The organism is Altibacter lentus, from assembly GCF_000746845.1.
Lineage (GTDB): Bacteria > Bacteroidota > Bacteroidia > Flavobacteriales > Flavobacteriaceae > Altibacter > Altibacter lentus.
Window position 1 is genome coordinate 65,981 of record NZ_KN050846.1, and the last position, 15,508, is coordinate 81,488.

Annotated in this window: 16 protein-coding genes; all 16 read right to left on the bottom strand. The window is 34.6% G+C overall.

What is annotated here, in order from left to right:
• Window positions 1–78: 78 nt before the first annotated feature.
• Entirely contained in the window at window positions 79–768 is a 690-nt protein-coding gene (locus JS40_RS00410) for an inorganic diphosphatase (RefSeq protein WP_034257663.1), read from the bottom strand.
• A gap of 279 nt (window positions 769–1,047) precedes the next feature.
• Window positions 1,048–1,524, bottom strand: a complete 477-nt coding sequence (locus JS40_RS14985; protein ID WP_084677405.1) for an amidohydrolase family protein — start codon at window positions 1,522–1,524, stop codon at window positions 1,048–1,050.
• A gap of 26 nt (window positions 1,525–1,550) precedes the next feature.
• Window positions 1,551–2,162, bottom strand: coding sequence for an HPP family protein (locus JS40_RS00420; protein ID WP_233273927.1), 612 nt, complete (start codon window positions 2,160–2,162; stop codon window positions 1,551–1,553).
• Between the two features lie 448 nt (window positions 2,163–2,610).
• Entirely contained in the window at window positions 2,611–3,273 is a 663-nt protein-coding gene (locus JS40_RS00425; protein WP_034257664.1) for a CPBP family intramembrane glutamic endopeptidase, read from the bottom strand.
• A 124-nt stretch (window positions 3,274–3,397) separates the two neighbouring features.
• On the bottom strand, window positions 3,398–4,234 hold the full coding sequence (locus JS40_RS00430; RefSeq protein WP_034257665.1) for a LytR/AlgR family response regulator transcription factor: 837 nt from the start codon (window positions 4,232–4,234) through the stop codon (window positions 3,398–3,400).
• A 104-nt stretch (window positions 4,235–4,338) separates the two neighbouring features.
• Complete coding sequence (locus JS40_RS00435) at window positions 4,339–4,800, bottom strand: nuclear transport factor 2 family protein (protein WP_152558091.1); 462 nt, start codon at window positions 4,798–4,800, stop codon at window positions 4,339–4,341.
• A 170-nt stretch (window positions 4,801–4,970) separates the two neighbouring features.
• A complete protein-coding gene (locus tag JS40_RS14700; protein ID WP_051957442.1) occupies window positions 4,971–5,726 on the bottom strand; it encodes a DUF6090 family protein in 756 nt (251 codons plus the stop codon).
• A 258-nt stretch (window positions 5,727–5,984) separates the two neighbouring features.
• Window positions 5,985–6,440: a cupin domain-containing protein gene (locus tag JS40_RS00445; protein WP_152558092.1), complete on the bottom strand. Its 456-nt coding sequence runs from the start codon at window positions 6,438–6,440 to the stop codon at window positions 5,985–5,987.
• A gap of 217 nt (window positions 6,441–6,657) precedes the next feature.
• Window positions 6,658–7,443, bottom strand: coding sequence for a DUF6090 family protein (locus JS40_RS14705; protein ID WP_051957444.1), 786 nt, complete (start codon window positions 7,441–7,443; stop codon window positions 6,658–6,660).
• A gap of 266 nt (window positions 7,444–7,709) precedes the next feature.
• Complete coding sequence (locus JS40_RS00455; RefSeq protein WP_233273928.1) at window positions 7,710–8,186, bottom strand: hypothetical protein; 477 nt, start codon at window positions 8,184–8,186, stop codon at window positions 7,710–7,712.
• Window positions 8,187–8,342: 156 nt separating this feature from the next.
• A complete protein-coding gene (locus JS40_RS14710) occupies window positions 8,343–9,359 on the bottom strand; it encodes a peptidyl-alpha-hydroxyglycine alpha-amidating lyase family protein (protein ID WP_051957445.1) in 1,017 nt (338 codons plus the stop codon).
• Window positions 9,360–9,729: 370 nt separating this feature from the next.
• Window positions 9,730–10,524, bottom strand: coding sequence for a cation efflux transmembrane domain-containing protein (locus tag JS40_RS00465; protein WP_034257667.1), 795 nt, complete (start codon window positions 10,522–10,524; stop codon window positions 9,730–9,732).
• 1 nt (window position 10,525) lies between these two features.
• A complete protein-coding gene (locus tag JS40_RS00470; RefSeq protein WP_034257668.1) occupies window positions 10,526–12,709 on the bottom strand; it encodes a TonB-dependent receptor in 2,184 nt (727 codons plus the stop codon).
• A 67-nt stretch (window positions 12,710–12,776) separates the two neighbouring features.
• Complete coding sequence (locus JS40_RS00475; protein WP_034257669.1) at window positions 12,777–13,187, bottom strand: Fur family transcriptional regulator; 411 nt, start codon at window positions 13,185–13,187, stop codon at window positions 12,777–12,779.
• A 601-nt stretch (window positions 13,188–13,788) separates the two neighbouring features.
• Window positions 13,789–14,364: a tetratricopeptide repeat protein gene (locus JS40_RS00480; RefSeq protein ID WP_034257670.1), complete on the bottom strand. Its 576-nt coding sequence runs from the start codon at window positions 14,362–14,364 to the stop codon at window positions 13,789–13,791.
• Window positions 14,365–14,649: 285 nt separating this feature from the next.
• Window positions 14,650–15,198: a hypothetical protein gene (locus JS40_RS00485; RefSeq protein WP_034257671.1), complete on the bottom strand. Its 549-nt coding sequence runs from the start codon at window positions 15,196–15,198 to the stop codon at window positions 14,650–14,652.
• Window positions 15,199–15,508: the final 310 nt, after the last annotated feature.

Here is a 15,508-nt window from a genome sequence, read left to right on the forward strand (position 1 = left end):
TTGTTTTATTTATTTCAGCCCCACTGAGACAAGCGAAGCGAATGGGCGTAAGCAATTATAGTCAAGGAACGAGACTTGTTAATTGTTGTTTTTAGAATTGTTCAATTGATATTCTTTAATTGCTTTCGCAAGGATTTCCATAGCCACTTTTTTGTTTCCAACTCCTTTAAATTCCATTTGTCCGGGCCCTTTATAGTTTGTAAACCACATTTGCAGAATTTCAATAACGCCTTTGTACTTAGCATTCAATTCGTCTAAATTATTCACATCATACATGGGTGAATCACTCGATACCGCAATTAATTTATCATCCTGTTCTCCTCTATCCTGTAGATATAAGACACCTATTATTTTAGATTTCAGTAGTTGGCCGCGTTCCACCGGAGGGCCAAGCACGAGTACATCCAAAGGATCGCCGTCACCACCTTTCTCTTTCGAAAGCAACGTCTGTGGGATCATTCCATAGTTACCGGGATATCCAATATAATGTACCACTCTCGGGTGCTCATCAATCATTGCCCAGCGTATTTCCCCTGTTGACTTATCCAACTCCCATTTATCTAAAGTGCCTGCAGGAATTTCAATGATTGCATTAATATCTCCATCATCCAAAAGAGGGTTAATATCAGTTAGCAAATGAAGGGTATCATCCTCCTTTTCCAGAGCGTTTTCACTGGAATCTGATTTTTCAACTGAAGGTCCGAAATCACAACTGCCGAGGAACAGTGATAATGAAATACATAGTAAAATGAGGATACGGTTACTCATAGCTTCAAAATAAATCACAACGATGCAAAACGTTCATGAGTGTGGCGACTCTGACTCAAACAAACAAAGTTTGCAGAGCAAATGTTGGCAGTCCCGCCTGTGCGTGACGTGCGAATCAGAAACCTTGTCTTTAACAAGGCGCCTGTAGCGGTAATGAGGAAGACGGCAAAGCCACTTTTATTATTTGTCAGATAAAGATAAAGATTTTTAAATCTTGAAATATCAAATCATTTCAATAAAACCACATTTGTTTTAAAGTATAGCCGGCAGAGTTTCATGCTATTGTGTAAAAAATGTTTCGGCATTTTCATAATAAATTTTTCTCTTTTGAAATGCATTGAGAAAAACAAGTTCTTCTATATTATTTATAGCACTTTTTATATCTCCATTATCCGAACCAAACATTAATCTATCCTCTAAACCTGCATTTATCAATTTTCCCATTATAGAATTAAATTCTGCTTTCGGGAATATATAAGGATTGCTTATTACTGAAATATCTGCATAAACATTAGGGTAATACTTCATGATTGCTATGGTGTCCTCCAGGAATGGCGCACCAGCATGCATAATCCATACTTTTAGTTTAGGAAATCTTTGTAAAAGACCTTCTAAAAATAATGGTTTTCCCAAGCTAACTTTAAAATTGGTGCTACGATGATCTGGGCCTGCCAAACCTGTGTGGATTCCAACCGGTATGTTATATTTTTCGGCTAATGCATAATAGGGAAATAGTTTCTCGTCCGACGGAGAAATTCCATAATACTGGCTTAAGACCTCCCCTAGAAATTGTCTTCCCTTCTCTTAAATATTCTTGTTAATCTACTATTAGTCGGGTATTTTCTATGCTTGGTCATATTATTAAAAACTAAAGCAGTTATAAATAGTATTATAGTACCGGACATCACCGGTGAAATAACATAAAAATAACCTAATGCTTTTATTTTTTCCGTCCCAATTACCGCAATGAGAGCAGTCGCACCACCCGGAGGATGAAGCGTTTTTGTAATCTGCATCACCACTATGGATGTGGCAACTGCAAGTGGTGCAGTAATCCAAATTATTTCCGGCAAACATTTAAAAACGGTAACGCCAATCAACCCCGAAATTATCTGTCCGCAAATAAAGTTTCTCGGTTGTGTCAATGGGCTTTGTATGGCACCAAAAATAAGCACACTTGATGCCCCGAACGTGCCTATCAGAAGTATGTTTTCTAATCTGGGCAGGTAAGATGATTGTAAGAATGCGATAATTGAGATACCGACAAAAGCACCAATAAAAGACCAGAATTGTTCCTTAAAATCAATGCTGGTTTCTCTATATATTACATAGCGTGAAATTCTCGCATTCCTTTTAATATTTTGACTAATTTTTTTTCTTTTAGTATGTTTCACGTATACTATGCAATTGAATTATAAGTTGTGAATGTAAGGGTAATTGGATAATTTTTATATAAAATAGGCAAATTCTCTACTTACGCACAACGGTCTTGTTTAACGGCTCAGTGGCGCAGTTTTCAATGTACGATTTTTCAGATAATGTTCTTGTGTTCTGAAGCTCGCAATATTTTTCTATTAAGTTAAGCATCCTTCGGAATGAGCGTAATTGGTGGTTGTCGTTTCGTTATTTGTTTCTATAGTTTGGTTGTGTGTTTAAGCACTAAAGTTAGCAAATAAAATGCAGGTAGGAAGTACCGCAAGTCCCGATAGCTATCGGGTTTCGTGCGTCTTCTTGAGCTAGCAATAAAATGTACACATTGTTGTGCTTTCATTATTTAAAAACGGCTTAATTTTTTAAATGTTTGCATGGGTTATGAAGTACTGGCGATATCGCTAGTAATGGTTACGCCAGGCCAAGGTAGATACAAACTAAAGCTATAGTGTTAAAAAAACCGTGTACGGCAATAACAAACCACAAATCGTATTTGCGTAAGTAGAATATGAGAGCTATAAGTGCTCCTATAATCCAAGTAACAAGTTGTCCCGTAATGCCTTGCTGACTGTGCATAAGGCCAAAAAAACCGGTAACTAGGACAATATTAAGCACTATACTGATTTTACTGTCTCCAAAGAATTTGACGAACTGTCGCATAAGGTAACCCCGAAAAATAATTTCTTCTCCAAACGCTGCAGTTGCCCACACGATCAACACCCAAACAATAGTGACTGAAAGATTTCCTTTCAATTGATTCATGCTTGAATAATCAATAGGTACGCCCGTGAGCATCTCGATTCCGGGTACTATGGCAAAGACATATAAAATAAAGAGCCCAAAAGCAACTAACGGAGCATGCACAAGGAGATTTTTTGCATTGAATTTATCACGTTGAAAGCCAAGGGCTGAAAATGGTTTCCCTTTGTATTCTATATAATTAGCTATTATAATGATAATGGAGATAATTATATTTTCAAAAGGTGTTCTGGTGATAGGCCCGAAGTACAAGAAACAAATAAGGGCAAGGGTGAGTAATGGAATTACTATGTGTCGGAAGGTCATTTTTTTCATCGTTTTTGATCTTATATCTGAAGACGAAGTAATGAACTAAACTTCCAAAAGCCCCTGTAAATATCAATGTTTTTACTGAATGGTAGTAAATTGCTAACTGGATGGTCGATAGCTTTTAATAAATTTATTGAAACCAGGTCATAAATGCTTGTCGCTTATACCTACTGATATTGATTTCAGCAATCGCATCGTTTTTAATAGGTGCTTTTAACCTAAGTCGCAACTTACCATTTTCTATCTTTTCAATTTGGTCTACCGCATCTTTATGAATGATAATTTGCCGGTTGGCTCTAAAAAACAATTGATCGTTTATTTTTTCTTCGAGCTCATTCAATGTAAAATCGGTAGTAAGTGTGGTGCCGTCATTTTGAACAGTATACACAATTTTGTTCTCGCTAAAGAAACAGGCAATATTTTCGTAGGTGAGCTTGGTCATTTTTGCACCACTTTCAATAGTAATTTCATGATCTTTTATGGATACCTTATATAAATTGTATATGTCCAGGGAATATGCTAATCCTATCAGAATAAAACTTACCAACAAGGTGATTAGCAGGCCAATTAATAAATAATAGAATTCAGTTTCTCCACCTGCGATTTTATTTAAGACAATACCTAAAGGAATATACATAATAGTGATATAGCCAAGCGTAGAGAGCATATACCTTGAGATAGAGGCGATATCTACTTTTTTAGAAAAATACTTTTTCTTGTAAAATCTAAAATTAAGCTCTGCTATGGTTCCAATAAGAATACACAAGACAATAGTGGATAGAAAACCTATTGTAGGGAATCTGTACGATTCACCATTTGGGAAACTCTCGGGAGTTGATAAATGGTTTACGACTAAACTGAAAATTATAAAGACAAGTATTTTCTGAATCCAACTCCAAAGAGAACCTTGATTAAATTTAAGCGCTACGGTTTTTGATGCATTGTTGCCTGGTTGTGAAGTACTCATTAATTGGAAGTTCTTTTTAATCAATCTCTGGTAGACCGGTGTGGTTTTAATATGGCAGTTAACCGTATAGCACTGCAGCTATAGGTGATGTTGTGCAGCCTAACTTAGTCTGAAATAGGAATTTCTTTCACAGTGGAGTGGAGATGAGTAATTTTCCATTTTCCCTCTATTCTTTTCCAAATTTTCGTCACGTATTCTTGCATATTTGTTGTGTCATCTTTTGGATATTCAAAAGTTCTAATGGTATACCCGGATTCATTCGATAAGGCATATATCTCTAATTTGTCACTAATAGGTTCTTTAAAAGGTCTGGGAATGGAATTGCAAAATTTGCTGATGATTTGCTTAGAAGGAACTTTTTTACCATTAGCCAAAAAAGTAATTTCGTTATCCATAAGGTCAAGGACTTGCTCACAATTCCCCTCTTTAAACGCGTTTTGCTCTTTGTGAGCTGCTTCCTTTATTTCAGATTCCACATTCGGTGAATCTAAGGTTTGCGCATTAACTGTGTTTGACAAAGAGAAAATTAAAAATATTCCTGTAAAAATAGATTTAAATGATTTCATGACTTGTTGGATTATGTTGCACTACAGTTTCGTGTTTGGCTTTCATTGCGGATTTCAAGTTACGGATTATTACGAAAATTGCGTTTTTTGTTGTAGGAAAAACAGTTCACTTAACCTACATACCCAAATGAAATATACACGTGGTTGTGCTTTCGTTATTTTGTTAGGATCTAATTCTGTTTTTCAATTGAATTCTTTAAGTTATGTAACCTTTCTTGTCGTGACTTGATCTTACCAATTGCATTATATGTTCTTCCCATATCACCAATTATGTAATTTTCTAATAAGGGTGTTTTCAGTATTCTATCATAATCATAATCGATTTCTCGGTTATCTTTTATTGAAGCAACTTTTTTATAAAACGCACGGATGTCTTCTTCATTAATGACCAAATCACCTGTGTTTTCCGTCATATATCCTTCTGGTAATGTATACATCAATGGCTCAAATTGATTTTCAACAAATCTAGTAATCGAACTAAATGAATTCTCAATCAAAACAAAATCTGCATAATATTGTGACAGATTCTTCAGTAATTCTTTTCTCTTAAAATTATTAAAAGTGCCCATTGATTTGGCCGATTCGAACGTTGTTGAATAATTTGTTGGATTTACGGAATAAAAAATAGGTTCAACATATACTCCAAATTTTTCTATTCCCATAGTTCTTTTTGGATTCCTAACATATGTTAATAATGTGTCTAAGTATTCGATCCTCTTTACATGGAAATTAATATAGTAGTTTAACTTTTCATTGTCTTTTTCTAAATCTAGGAGAATATTTTCAAAAAAATTATTTTCTGCGATTCTTGCTTTTCTTCCATCATTCCAAGTATTAATTTGTAAAGCAATCAAAATTCCAATTACCACAAGAATTATTTCACCTATAGCATAAAGAAGATATTTGCTGAATTTATTTTCAGTCAATAACCTCTGTCGAATTTTCCGAAAGAATTTTATCACAAGCGGTCAGTTTCTATAAAGATATGATTTTAATTGAATTAGGTAGTTCAAATAATGAAGCACGACGTTCTCGGGTAGGATGCCGTTGTATAGTGCCTCCAACGAGCGTAGCGAGAAAAAAACAGAGCAACTCAACTTGTAAGTAAACACCAAAGTAGGCGAGAACAAGCAAATACCTATAACCAGGGTCGTGCGTTCGTATTTTTATCCGTTTTATAGGCGCTACTGTTTCATTTCCACTCTAATCAGTCGAATTGTTATAGTGTCACTCAAATTTTCTACAGAATGAGGTGCTTCTGGTTTTTTATACATTGTCAATGGGAAAGTAAGTGGTTCTGGTATTTTGCGAGAATCCATAATTACATTTCCTTCTCCATCACGGTCAATAAAATCTCCAGCTTCCATAATATAAAGTACACTCGGCCATTGATGATGATGAACAGGTTCTAATTCATTGGGTGCAAGAGTAACTTCCAAAACTCTTACTTTGTCGTTTTCCAACAAAATTTTATGGTTATTCGGTGCAGAAACTACAGCATCTTGTTCTTTAGGCCAATCCGCTGGATCTCCTGTTTTGTATAAAAGTTTTTGTTCTTCAGTTGTTTGTCCGAAAACTGAAGTAGTTGAAAATGCCGTAAGGCAAATCACAGCAATTAGAAATTTAAAAGTTGATTTCATATTTGGTTAGTTTTAGGTGCTTACTCTAATCGGTTTTCAGCTATCCCGTTTGTCTTTGTTACAGTCGTTTGTAATATGTTTTATAACGGTTTCGTGTATGGCCATCGTTGCGGGTTTTAAGATACGGAATTTTCAGAAGTAGGATTTATTTTGTAAGAATTTAAATTCGTTTAAGCCTACCGGCGCATCCGTAATAAACCATACACGTTGTTGGGCTTTATTTAGTAACTTCAGCATCTAATTGCTCAATAAGAGCTCTTATCTCCTTTAGAATTTTTTGACAATTCAAACGCATTGAATGATTATTTAGAACAGAAAGTTTTAAACCATTTCTAAATATTTGATCATTTAATAGGTTATCCATTTGAGATTTATAAAGCTCAAAATTACCTGAATCAATACTTCCGTAATGTTTAATTGTATCTGAATTAATATACGTTTCTACATTTAAGTACGGCATTAGTTCACGGAATTTTGCAGATTGATTATAAAGATAACTTTCATATTCTGATCTCATGTGTTCCGTACCGCCTTCAATAAGAGAATATTTATGTTTTATATTAAGCAAACGTTTTTTGAGTGTATCATTTTTAATAATACCTAGTGAACCTGAACCAATAATTTCGTCTATAGAGTTTGTGCTCGGGTGAAACTCTCTCCATCTAAAAACTTGCCATATTGTACTATCCAATAGACGTATTTCAATTGGATTTTTGGGTGAATTATAATTCAATAAAGTTGCTGCAGACTTTTCTTTAATAACTTTGTCTTCTATAAATTCTTGAAGGTTTTTTGAATCAACCATTAAGTCATTTTTGATTCCTATCAGAAATTTTCTTTCCGTTTTTTCTTCAATTCGATTAATGTTCCAGTTATTTACTTGAAGCGCTAATAGAATTCCTATCATTACTAAAATTATTTCACCAATGGCATAAATCAGATATTTACTGAACTTATTCTCAGTCAATAATCTTTGACGAATCTTTCTGAAGAATTTTATCACAAGCGGTTAGTTTCTCTAAAGATATGATATTAATTGAATTAGGTAGTTCAAATAATGAAGCACAACGGTTAAGGCTAAAATTTCGGCAGGTTGGCAGTGACGCCGGGGATCCGCCTGCGGCGGAACATCGGAGTGGGGAGCTGCTTCCCAAATTTGTCCGACTTACTTTTTAGCTTCTTTAAAAGTATAAAATTTGTTTCAAGTATTTCAGTTCCGCTGACACGGGCTAAGCGAACTGGCGTTAGCAATTATAGCCGTTGTTGCCATTAGTTTTTTTCCGGTCGGATTGCAGTATGATATACCACATTAAATGGCTTGCCATATTCGTTTTCTGTTTTTAAATCTACTCTAAGTATATTCAATTCAGAATTCAAAATCTTTTCGTATTTGTATCCACCTTTAATATTTATCAGAGTGTCTGGATTAATCAATTTCCGTCCGTTGTCATAATTCGTACTGTCGAATTTAATCGCCCAAGATTTGTCATTTAGATTGTATCCCACAAACACAATTTCTCCAGTAATTTTAGAACTCAATTCATATTTGTTCTTGTAAGAAGGAATATCACGAACTGAAATACTGTCAAAAACATATTTTTCATTTATTTCCGCTATGATTTTTTTCAAACTGTCGTTTTCCGAGAGCAGATTTTCCAATTCAGTAATTTTATATTCTTGCTTACTTTGGTCAGCGCAACTGAAGATTAAAATACTCAGAAATAATAGTGGTAAAAGTTTCATCATTCGTTTGGTTAAAATTACAGCCAACGGTCTTGGCTATGAGTAGTTGCGTGGTTTAGCACGGAACTTTGCAAGTACACACCATGTTGGAAATTCCTGCGGAATTTCCAAAGTAGGCGAGAACAAGCAATTGCTTATAGCCATTGTTGTACGGCGTTTTTATTTTAATTCAAATTTCTGAATTCTATTGCCTAAAATATCTCCAACGAAAATACTCCCATCATTATCAATTTGAATGTCGTGATATCTTGAAATCGGACCATCATAAAATCCAGTTCTACCGAATTGCAATTGTGGGTTAATATCTAAATCAAAGCGAAAAATATCAGAGCCCTTTACAATGGTATCATTTACAGTCAGATAATCTATTCCAAACAAATGGTTGTTTTTATTATCGATAGTGACAGAATATAATTGTTCGGTTATTTTATTCTGCCAAACAGCAATGAAATTTCCTTTGGCATCAAATTTTTGAATTCTATTGTTTTCTCTATCAGCCACATAAACATTGCCCTCATTGTCTAAATCAATTCCGTGTGGAATATTAAACTCTCCTTGCTTATTTCCGAATTTCCCCCATTCAAATAAGTATGTTCCATCTTTTGAGAATTTAATAACTCGACTATTGCCATATCCATCACTCACGTAAAAAGAACCATCAGCTGTTACAGCGACATCTGTAGGAAGATTAAAATGTTCAGAATCGTTTCCAGAAACTTTTGCTTCTCCTAATGTCATTAATAAATTTCCACTCGAATCAAATTTGAAAACTTGGTGAAGTCCACAATCCGTAACCCAAATATTATCTTCCTTGTCAACTTCCAAGCCGTGTGGCATTATGAATAATTTGTTTCCCCAAGAATTCAGAATTTCTCCAGTTTTTGAATTTATTTTCGATATAGTAGTTTCTTCAATGACCGGAAGGTGTGAAATAGGCATTGTCTCCCAAGTTCTACCAGAACGATGAAAAACAATTATATTCCCTTTACTATCAAGTCCCAATCCAGTAGGACTTCCCAAAGTAAAATTATCAGGTAATTTAGGCCAATCATTGACTAAAACGTAAGAATCAGATTTTTTAGTTCCTTGTTCAGGTCTGCTTTTTTCAGAGTCTTTACAGCCAAAAATCAGAATTGCTGTGAGAAAAAAAAGAATACTATTTTGTTTAAATTCCATTTATTGGTTTTGGTTGCTTTAAATGACGTACAACGGTCTTGTATATGGCTCGTAGCGTGCAAAATAGCTGTTTCCTTTCGGTTGGGCACAAGCCAGATTTTTAAATTTTTATATTTACTTTTTTTCAAATATAATCAAATTTAAAAATTTGGCGACCTCGCAAATACACCTTAACTTCGGTTATGTAACTAATTAACTATGAGTTATATACGTTGTTGTGCATAGTGCTTTTCACGTTCTGCTTGGTTTTCCGATGTTTGTTGTTTAGTTCTAAAGTGAGCGTTGGCAAGACATACTCTTTTACAGTTTTGGTGGTGCGATGGCTTGAGCGACTGTAAATGTGTTTGGCTTTAAGCGTTGGCAATTCCGATTACTTGCTTAATTTCAAAATCCGAAATGCACCTTGTATTACCACTATAAAAACGATTGTTCCAACAATTAAATCAGGTTTGTTGGAATTTAGCCAATTCACTAAAATTCCTGCGATTATTACTCCCAAATTGATAATCACGTCATTTGATGTAAAAATCATACTCGCTTTCATATGTGCCTCTTCTTTGCTCTTTGACTTTTGCAAAATGTAAAGACAAATTCCGTTTGCGATAAGTGCTAAAATCGAAACGATAATCATCGTTGAAAAATCGGGAAGTTTCTCGGCTCCAAAAAATCTTCTCAATACTTCCACAAATCCGATAATCGCAAGTGTTATCTGAAAATAGCCTGCAATTTTTGCAATCCGTTTTTTCTTAATCAACGTTCCACCAACCGCAAACAAACTAATTCCGTACACGAAACTGTCCGCAAGCATATCTAAACTATCGGCAACCAATCCCATTGATTTCGAGATGAGTCCTGTGGTCATTTCGATAATGAAGAAGACAAAATTTATCGCCAGTACAATCCAAAGTAGCTTTTTTTGGTTGGTGTTTTCTACAAAATCTTTTTCGTTGGTTTCTTCGGTCGAAATTTTCTTTCCGCCTAAATTTAATTCGATAATTGACTTTTCAATTTGGTCGTTTTGACCATCGTGAAAAACAGTCAGTTTTCGGTTGGGAATGTCAAAATCGAGATTTTTGATTTCTTCAATTCCGTCCAGTTTCATTCGGATTAGATTTTCCTCGGAAGGACAATCCATTTTACTGATTTCAAAAATTGTTTTGTTCATTTTAGTCGTCATCTTCGTTTCCAAAAGGTTTGATAATTATTCCAACGCTAAATATAAAACCGTCTGTTGGTGCATAGATTTCGGGAAATTCTGGATTGTCGTGTGGTGGCAAAACCAAAGGCGAGAATTTGCTTTGTCTTCTATCGGTAAAGTTTTCAAAATTCACAAAAGCACTACCAAATTTAAAGTTTCGCATTAACAATAATCCCATCGTTACAAAATCGGTTGTTTCAGTTCCATTTGACAAAAATTGTTTTCCTGTGTAAAACGTTTCATAACCGATTCGCCATTTTTCAGATTCGTACATCAAAACACTTCCTGCGTTATGTTTTGCAGTTAGAGGTTTTTGTGGATTGCCAGCCAAATAATTCAATTTTGTGTCAATGAGTGCATAATTCAAGAACCAACGAAAATCTTTATAGGTAAACTTGATGTTTGTTTCAGCACCTTTGCTCAAAATTTCATCTGTTGCATTCTCAAATTGGAAAAATCCATTATCGGTTGAATTTAACAGTAATGCATCATTAATTGCAGTTACATAAAACAGTTGGTTAATAGAAAAACCTACGGATTCAAATAAGAGTGTTTGATAGTTGAAATCAAGATTTATACCATAAGAACGTTCCGCATTTAGTGAAGATTTATCAATGCCAAGTACATTTTCAAAATTGATAAATTCCGCCTCTTCTGTAAAAATATCTGGAATTTTGTAGCCTAAACCACCACCAATTCTGCTGGAAAATCCGCTATCGTTTTTGTATAGCAATGAAACTCTTGGAAGCGGAAAGAAGCCAAAATCAGTATTGTAATCTGCTCGCAATCCTGTTTCCAAAATCCAATTATCCGAAATGTCATAAATATTATTTACAAATGCTCCATAAGTTATGTCTGTTTGGTCACGTTGCAAAGTCGCATTATCATTTTCATCAAAATCGGAAGTATATAGGTTTGCACCAAAAATCCAATCTATTTTATTGGCGGACTTTTGATAGTTTATTTCTGTGAATGTATTGGTTTGTTTTCCGTCAAAAGCAAAATCGGGAATGGTTAGTTTTCTGTCAAAGAATGAGATACTGTTTTTAATATTTAATGAACTAACCGAATCTAATTGAGTTTCGTAAACCACTTGACTGCTCAATCTTTTTGATAGATTTTCTTCGGTATATTGATGGATGCCATTTTCGCCACTTTCAATTTTTGTGATGTCGCCACCAATTCTGTCGTCATACGTTCCGTTTAAGCCAAACCAAAATGTTGTTTTTTCTGATGGATAATAAAAGAATTTTGGGTTGAAAGAAATAGATGTTGTTTGTGGTAAATTACTAAAGCCATCATCTTCTGGGTCGTAAGCCTTTTGATAATGACCTGAACCGTATAATGAAACTCCAAATTTTTCATTTCGTTTGCTATAAAATACATTCGCAGTACTTCCTAACGCTTGTGTTTGTGTCAACATAATATCCAAAGTTGGTTCTTCATCTGGTGTTTTTGATACCATATTTATCAAACCTCCAATTGCTCCACCACCATAAAGTGTTGATGAACTTCCTTTAATGATTTCAAATTGTTTTAAGTCCAATGGCGGAATTTGCAGAATACTCAAACCGCTTGAAAATCCGCCATAAAGTGGAAATCCATCTCGTAAAAGTTGTGTGTAACGTCCATCAAGACCTTGAATTCTAATGTTGGTATTCGCACTACTTAAAGAAGTTTGTTGCATCTGTATTCCTGTACTTTCCCGAAGTACCATTGAAATATTGGTTGGGTTCATTACCGCTTTTTCGCTTAATTCTTCCGCTCCAATAAATTCAATTCGAGTTGGAATTTTTCTTACTGTCCGTGTACTTCTTGAAGATTGTATGACAACTTCGTCAAGTTCATTACCTCCCGATTCGAGCTTGAAAGCGAACTCCTTTTTTGTTCCAACATCAATAGTAGTTTCTATGGTTTTGAAGCCTATGTATGAAATTTTTATAATGTGGTTTCCATTTGGGATTTCTGTAAATGTGGCAATTCCGTCAAAATCTGTTACTGCTCCTTTTTCTAATTCTTCAAAATAGACGGTCGCTCCCAATAATGGTTCGTTGGTTTTTGCATCTTTCACAGAAATGGAAATATCGCTCGTCTGTGCGAACGTTATAATTGATACGAATAGAAATAATGTATTTAAAAATATGTTTTTCATCTGCTTATTCTGGTTTAAAAGAATAATGCAAATGTATTTAGGATTTACTGCAACTCGATTGCAAAGATTACTTGTTACAGTTGTCGCATAGACCTTTTACGACCATATTTGCTTGTTGTTGTTTGAAGTTTTCAGGAAGTTGAATTTTGGGAATAGGAACATCAAAAAGGCAGAATGTTTTATCGCAGTTTGTGCAATAAAAATGATAGTGCAAATCCTTTGGGTCGCAGTTACAACCTTTGGCACAAACCGCATATTTGGTCATTCCAGAACCATCTTCAATGCTGTGGATAACTTTGTTTTCCTCAAATGTTTTCAGCGTTCTGAAAATCGAACTTCTGTCCGTGTATGCCAATGCGTTTTCAATATCTTTCAATGATTGAGCTTTTTCTTGGCTCAAAAGATGTCGTAATACCACAGTTCTGACTGCGGTGTTTTTTACTTTTTTTATTTTTAGGATTTCTTCTTCGGTTTGCATTTTCCTAATGTATCATTTTTTTCGAGCGTTGGCGAAAAACAGCTCTTTTATTTTTTTCAGCGGTGGCTTTTTGCGGTTGGAAAAAAATAAATGTGCTGTTTGTGCGGTTGGCTTTTTTAGTTCAAATGTTGAATTTAGCACGATTTTTTGCATTATGCACAACGGTTTTGTATAACGTTCCGTTGCGGAACATTTCGACTAAAATAGTTAAAAATTCCTGCATTTACTCCTTGCAAAGATTTTCAGAATTGAAAATCGGCAGCAATGGACGGTATACATTGTTACCTTAAGTGGCGAGCCGGAACTTCGGGCCGAAACCGACTTTAGCTGATCATCAGAAACCATTCCGAACATTCAGAGAGTTGGTCTAATCAGAAGTTATTCAGAGAACTTACAAAACTGTCGGAATTGCCAAAGTTCTTAGAAATCCAATCAGCTAATGAAATGTCGAAGCCATTTAACGGTAACGTTTGGGCTATGGTTTCGTTGCGGAAAATGTCCGAAGGACTTTTCCGCTGTAGCCGAAAGATAGTAAAACGGCGAGAATTTCCGATAGGAAATTCCGCCGCAATGAACTATAGCCGTTGTTGTGGTGCGTTATTTAATCAATCATTGCTTTTGAAACATTTCTCGACGCTTTGTAAAAAATATTATCCGGTTCAATTTTCAATGCCAAGTCATAATTTTCAATAGCTTTTTTATAATCATTTTTCAGATAATAAGCATATCCGCGATTATGATAGGCGTCCGCATAATTTTCATCAATTTTTATAGCTTCTGTAAACGCATCAATAGCTAAATCATATTTACTCTGTTGTCCGTAGAGAATACCAAGATTATGGTAAATCAATTTGTTATTCGGCTCTGAATTATTTGTTGGGTCTAAATCAATTGCAGCGATATAGTCTGACTTAGTGTTCTCTATATTATTTGCTTTCTCATAAGTTAATGCACGATTATATAAAGCAATTTTGTTGTCAGGATTTAGCTGGATAGCTTTGGAATAACTTTTTAAACTGCCCTTAATGTCTCCCAAAAGGTCTAAGCAATCGCCTTTCCTCATAAAGGCTTCGGAATTTTCACTGTCTAATTCTATAATTTTTTCAAATCGTAATAATGCTTCTTCTATATTTCCATTTGAAAAAAGTTCAACTCCTTCTTCGCCTAATTTATCCAAAGTTTTATTTTGTCCGTTGCAAGAGCAAAAGAAGATTAGAAAAGTAGTTAATATCAAAAAAATTTTATTCATCGAAAGTGTTTGGTTTTAATGCACCACAACGGTTAAGGCTAAAATTTCGGCGGGTTGGCAGCGACGCCGGGATCCGCCTGCGGCGGAACATCGGAGTGGGGGAGCTGCATCCAAAATTAGTCCGACTTACTTTTTTAGCTTCTTTAAAAGTATAAAATTTGTTTCAACTATTTCAGCCACGCTGAATTATAGCCGTTGTTACTTGCAGTTTTTTTAGTAAATCCAATCATAAATACTTTTAACAAATTCCCAATTTTCGTTTTTATATTCAAATATATTTCCTGATCCTCCAAATTCACCGGAATAAATTATAAAAGCCAATTCGAAAGTTTCATTGAATATTGGTCTTGAAATAACTAAAGCGCCGTTTGGACAATTATTTTTTATGTATTGTCTAATTGTTTCCAATTCTTGTCTGTTTGTTGGAGTCAAACTATCTGGTATAATTTTTTTTCCTAGACTGTATTCTTCATTGAACAAGAATTTTTCATATTTTATTATCTGATTATTCAAGTGTGTCGAATCGCTGATTTTCAAATGCTTTAAAAGCTGAGAATAATAGTCATATTCAGGAGTATTTTCAAAGAAAGTTGTTTTTTCATAAATACAATCAAAGTTTATATCTACTGATTTCAATTGATGAAATATGTGCGCTAAAAGTTTTTTAGTCCGATGAATTTCTAAATTTTCAACAGTTGGTTTATTCGAATTATTACAACTTAAAATTAAAGTGAGAAAAGCAATCAATTGTAATATCCTCATGGTGCTAAAATTGCAAGTAACGGTTTTGTATAACGTTCCGTTGCGGAACGTTTTGACTAAAATAGTTAAAATTTCCTGTATTTACTCCTTGCAAAGATTTTCAGTATTGAAAATCGGCAGCAATGGACGGTATACATTGTTACCTTAAGTGGCGAGCCGAAACTTCGGGCCGAAACCGACTTTAGCTGATCATCAGAAACCATTCCGAACATTCAGAGAGTTGGTCTAATCAGAAGTTATTCAGAGAACTTGCAAAACTGTCGGAATTGCTGAAGTTCTTAGAAATTCAATCAGCTAATGAAATGTCGAA

Excerpts from the sequence above, each read along its gene's own strand:
- JS40_RS00410 (WP_034257663.1), bottom strand. The coding sequence starts at position 768 with ATGAGTAACCGTATCCTCATTTTACTATGTATTTCATTATCACTGTTC.
- JS40_RS00425 (WP_034257664.1), bottom strand. The coding sequence starts at position 3,273 with ATGAAAAAAATGACCTTCCGACACATAGTAATTCCATTACTCACCCTT.
- JS40_RS00430 (WP_034257665.1), bottom strand. The coding sequence starts at position 4,234 with ATGAGTACTTCACAACCAGGCAACAATGCATCAAAAACCGTAGCGCTT.
- JS40_RS00435 (WP_152558091.1), bottom strand. The coding sequence starts at position 4,800 with ATGAAATCATTTAAATCTATTTTTACAGGAATATTTTTAATTTTCTCT.
- JS40_RS00445 (WP_152558092.1), bottom strand. The coding sequence starts at position 6,440 with ATGAAATCAACTTTTAAATTTCTAATTGCTGTGATTTGCCTTACGGCA.
- JS40_RS00455 (WP_233273928.1), bottom strand. The coding sequence starts at position 8,186 with ATGATGAAACTTTTACCACTATTATTTCTGAGTATTTTAATCTTCAGT.
- JS40_RS14710 (WP_051957445.1), bottom strand. The coding sequence starts at position 9,359 with ATGGAATTTAAACAAAATAGTATTCTTTTTTTTCTCACAGCAATTCTG.
- JS40_RS00465 (WP_034257667.1), bottom strand. The coding sequence starts at position 10,524 with ATGAACAAAACAATTTTTGAAATCAGTAAAATGGATTGTCCTTCCGAG.
- JS40_RS00470 (WP_034257668.1), bottom strand. The coding sequence starts at position 12,709 with ATGAAAAACATATTTTTAAATACATTATTTCTATTCGTATCAATTATA.
- JS40_RS00475 (WP_034257669.1), bottom strand. The coding sequence starts at position 13,187 with ATGCAAACCGAAGAAGAAATCCTAAAAATAAAAAAAGTAAAAAACACC.
- JS40_RS00485 (WP_034257671.1), bottom strand. The coding sequence starts at position 15,198 with ATGAGGATATTACAATTGATTGCTTTTCTCACTTTAATTTTAAGTTGT.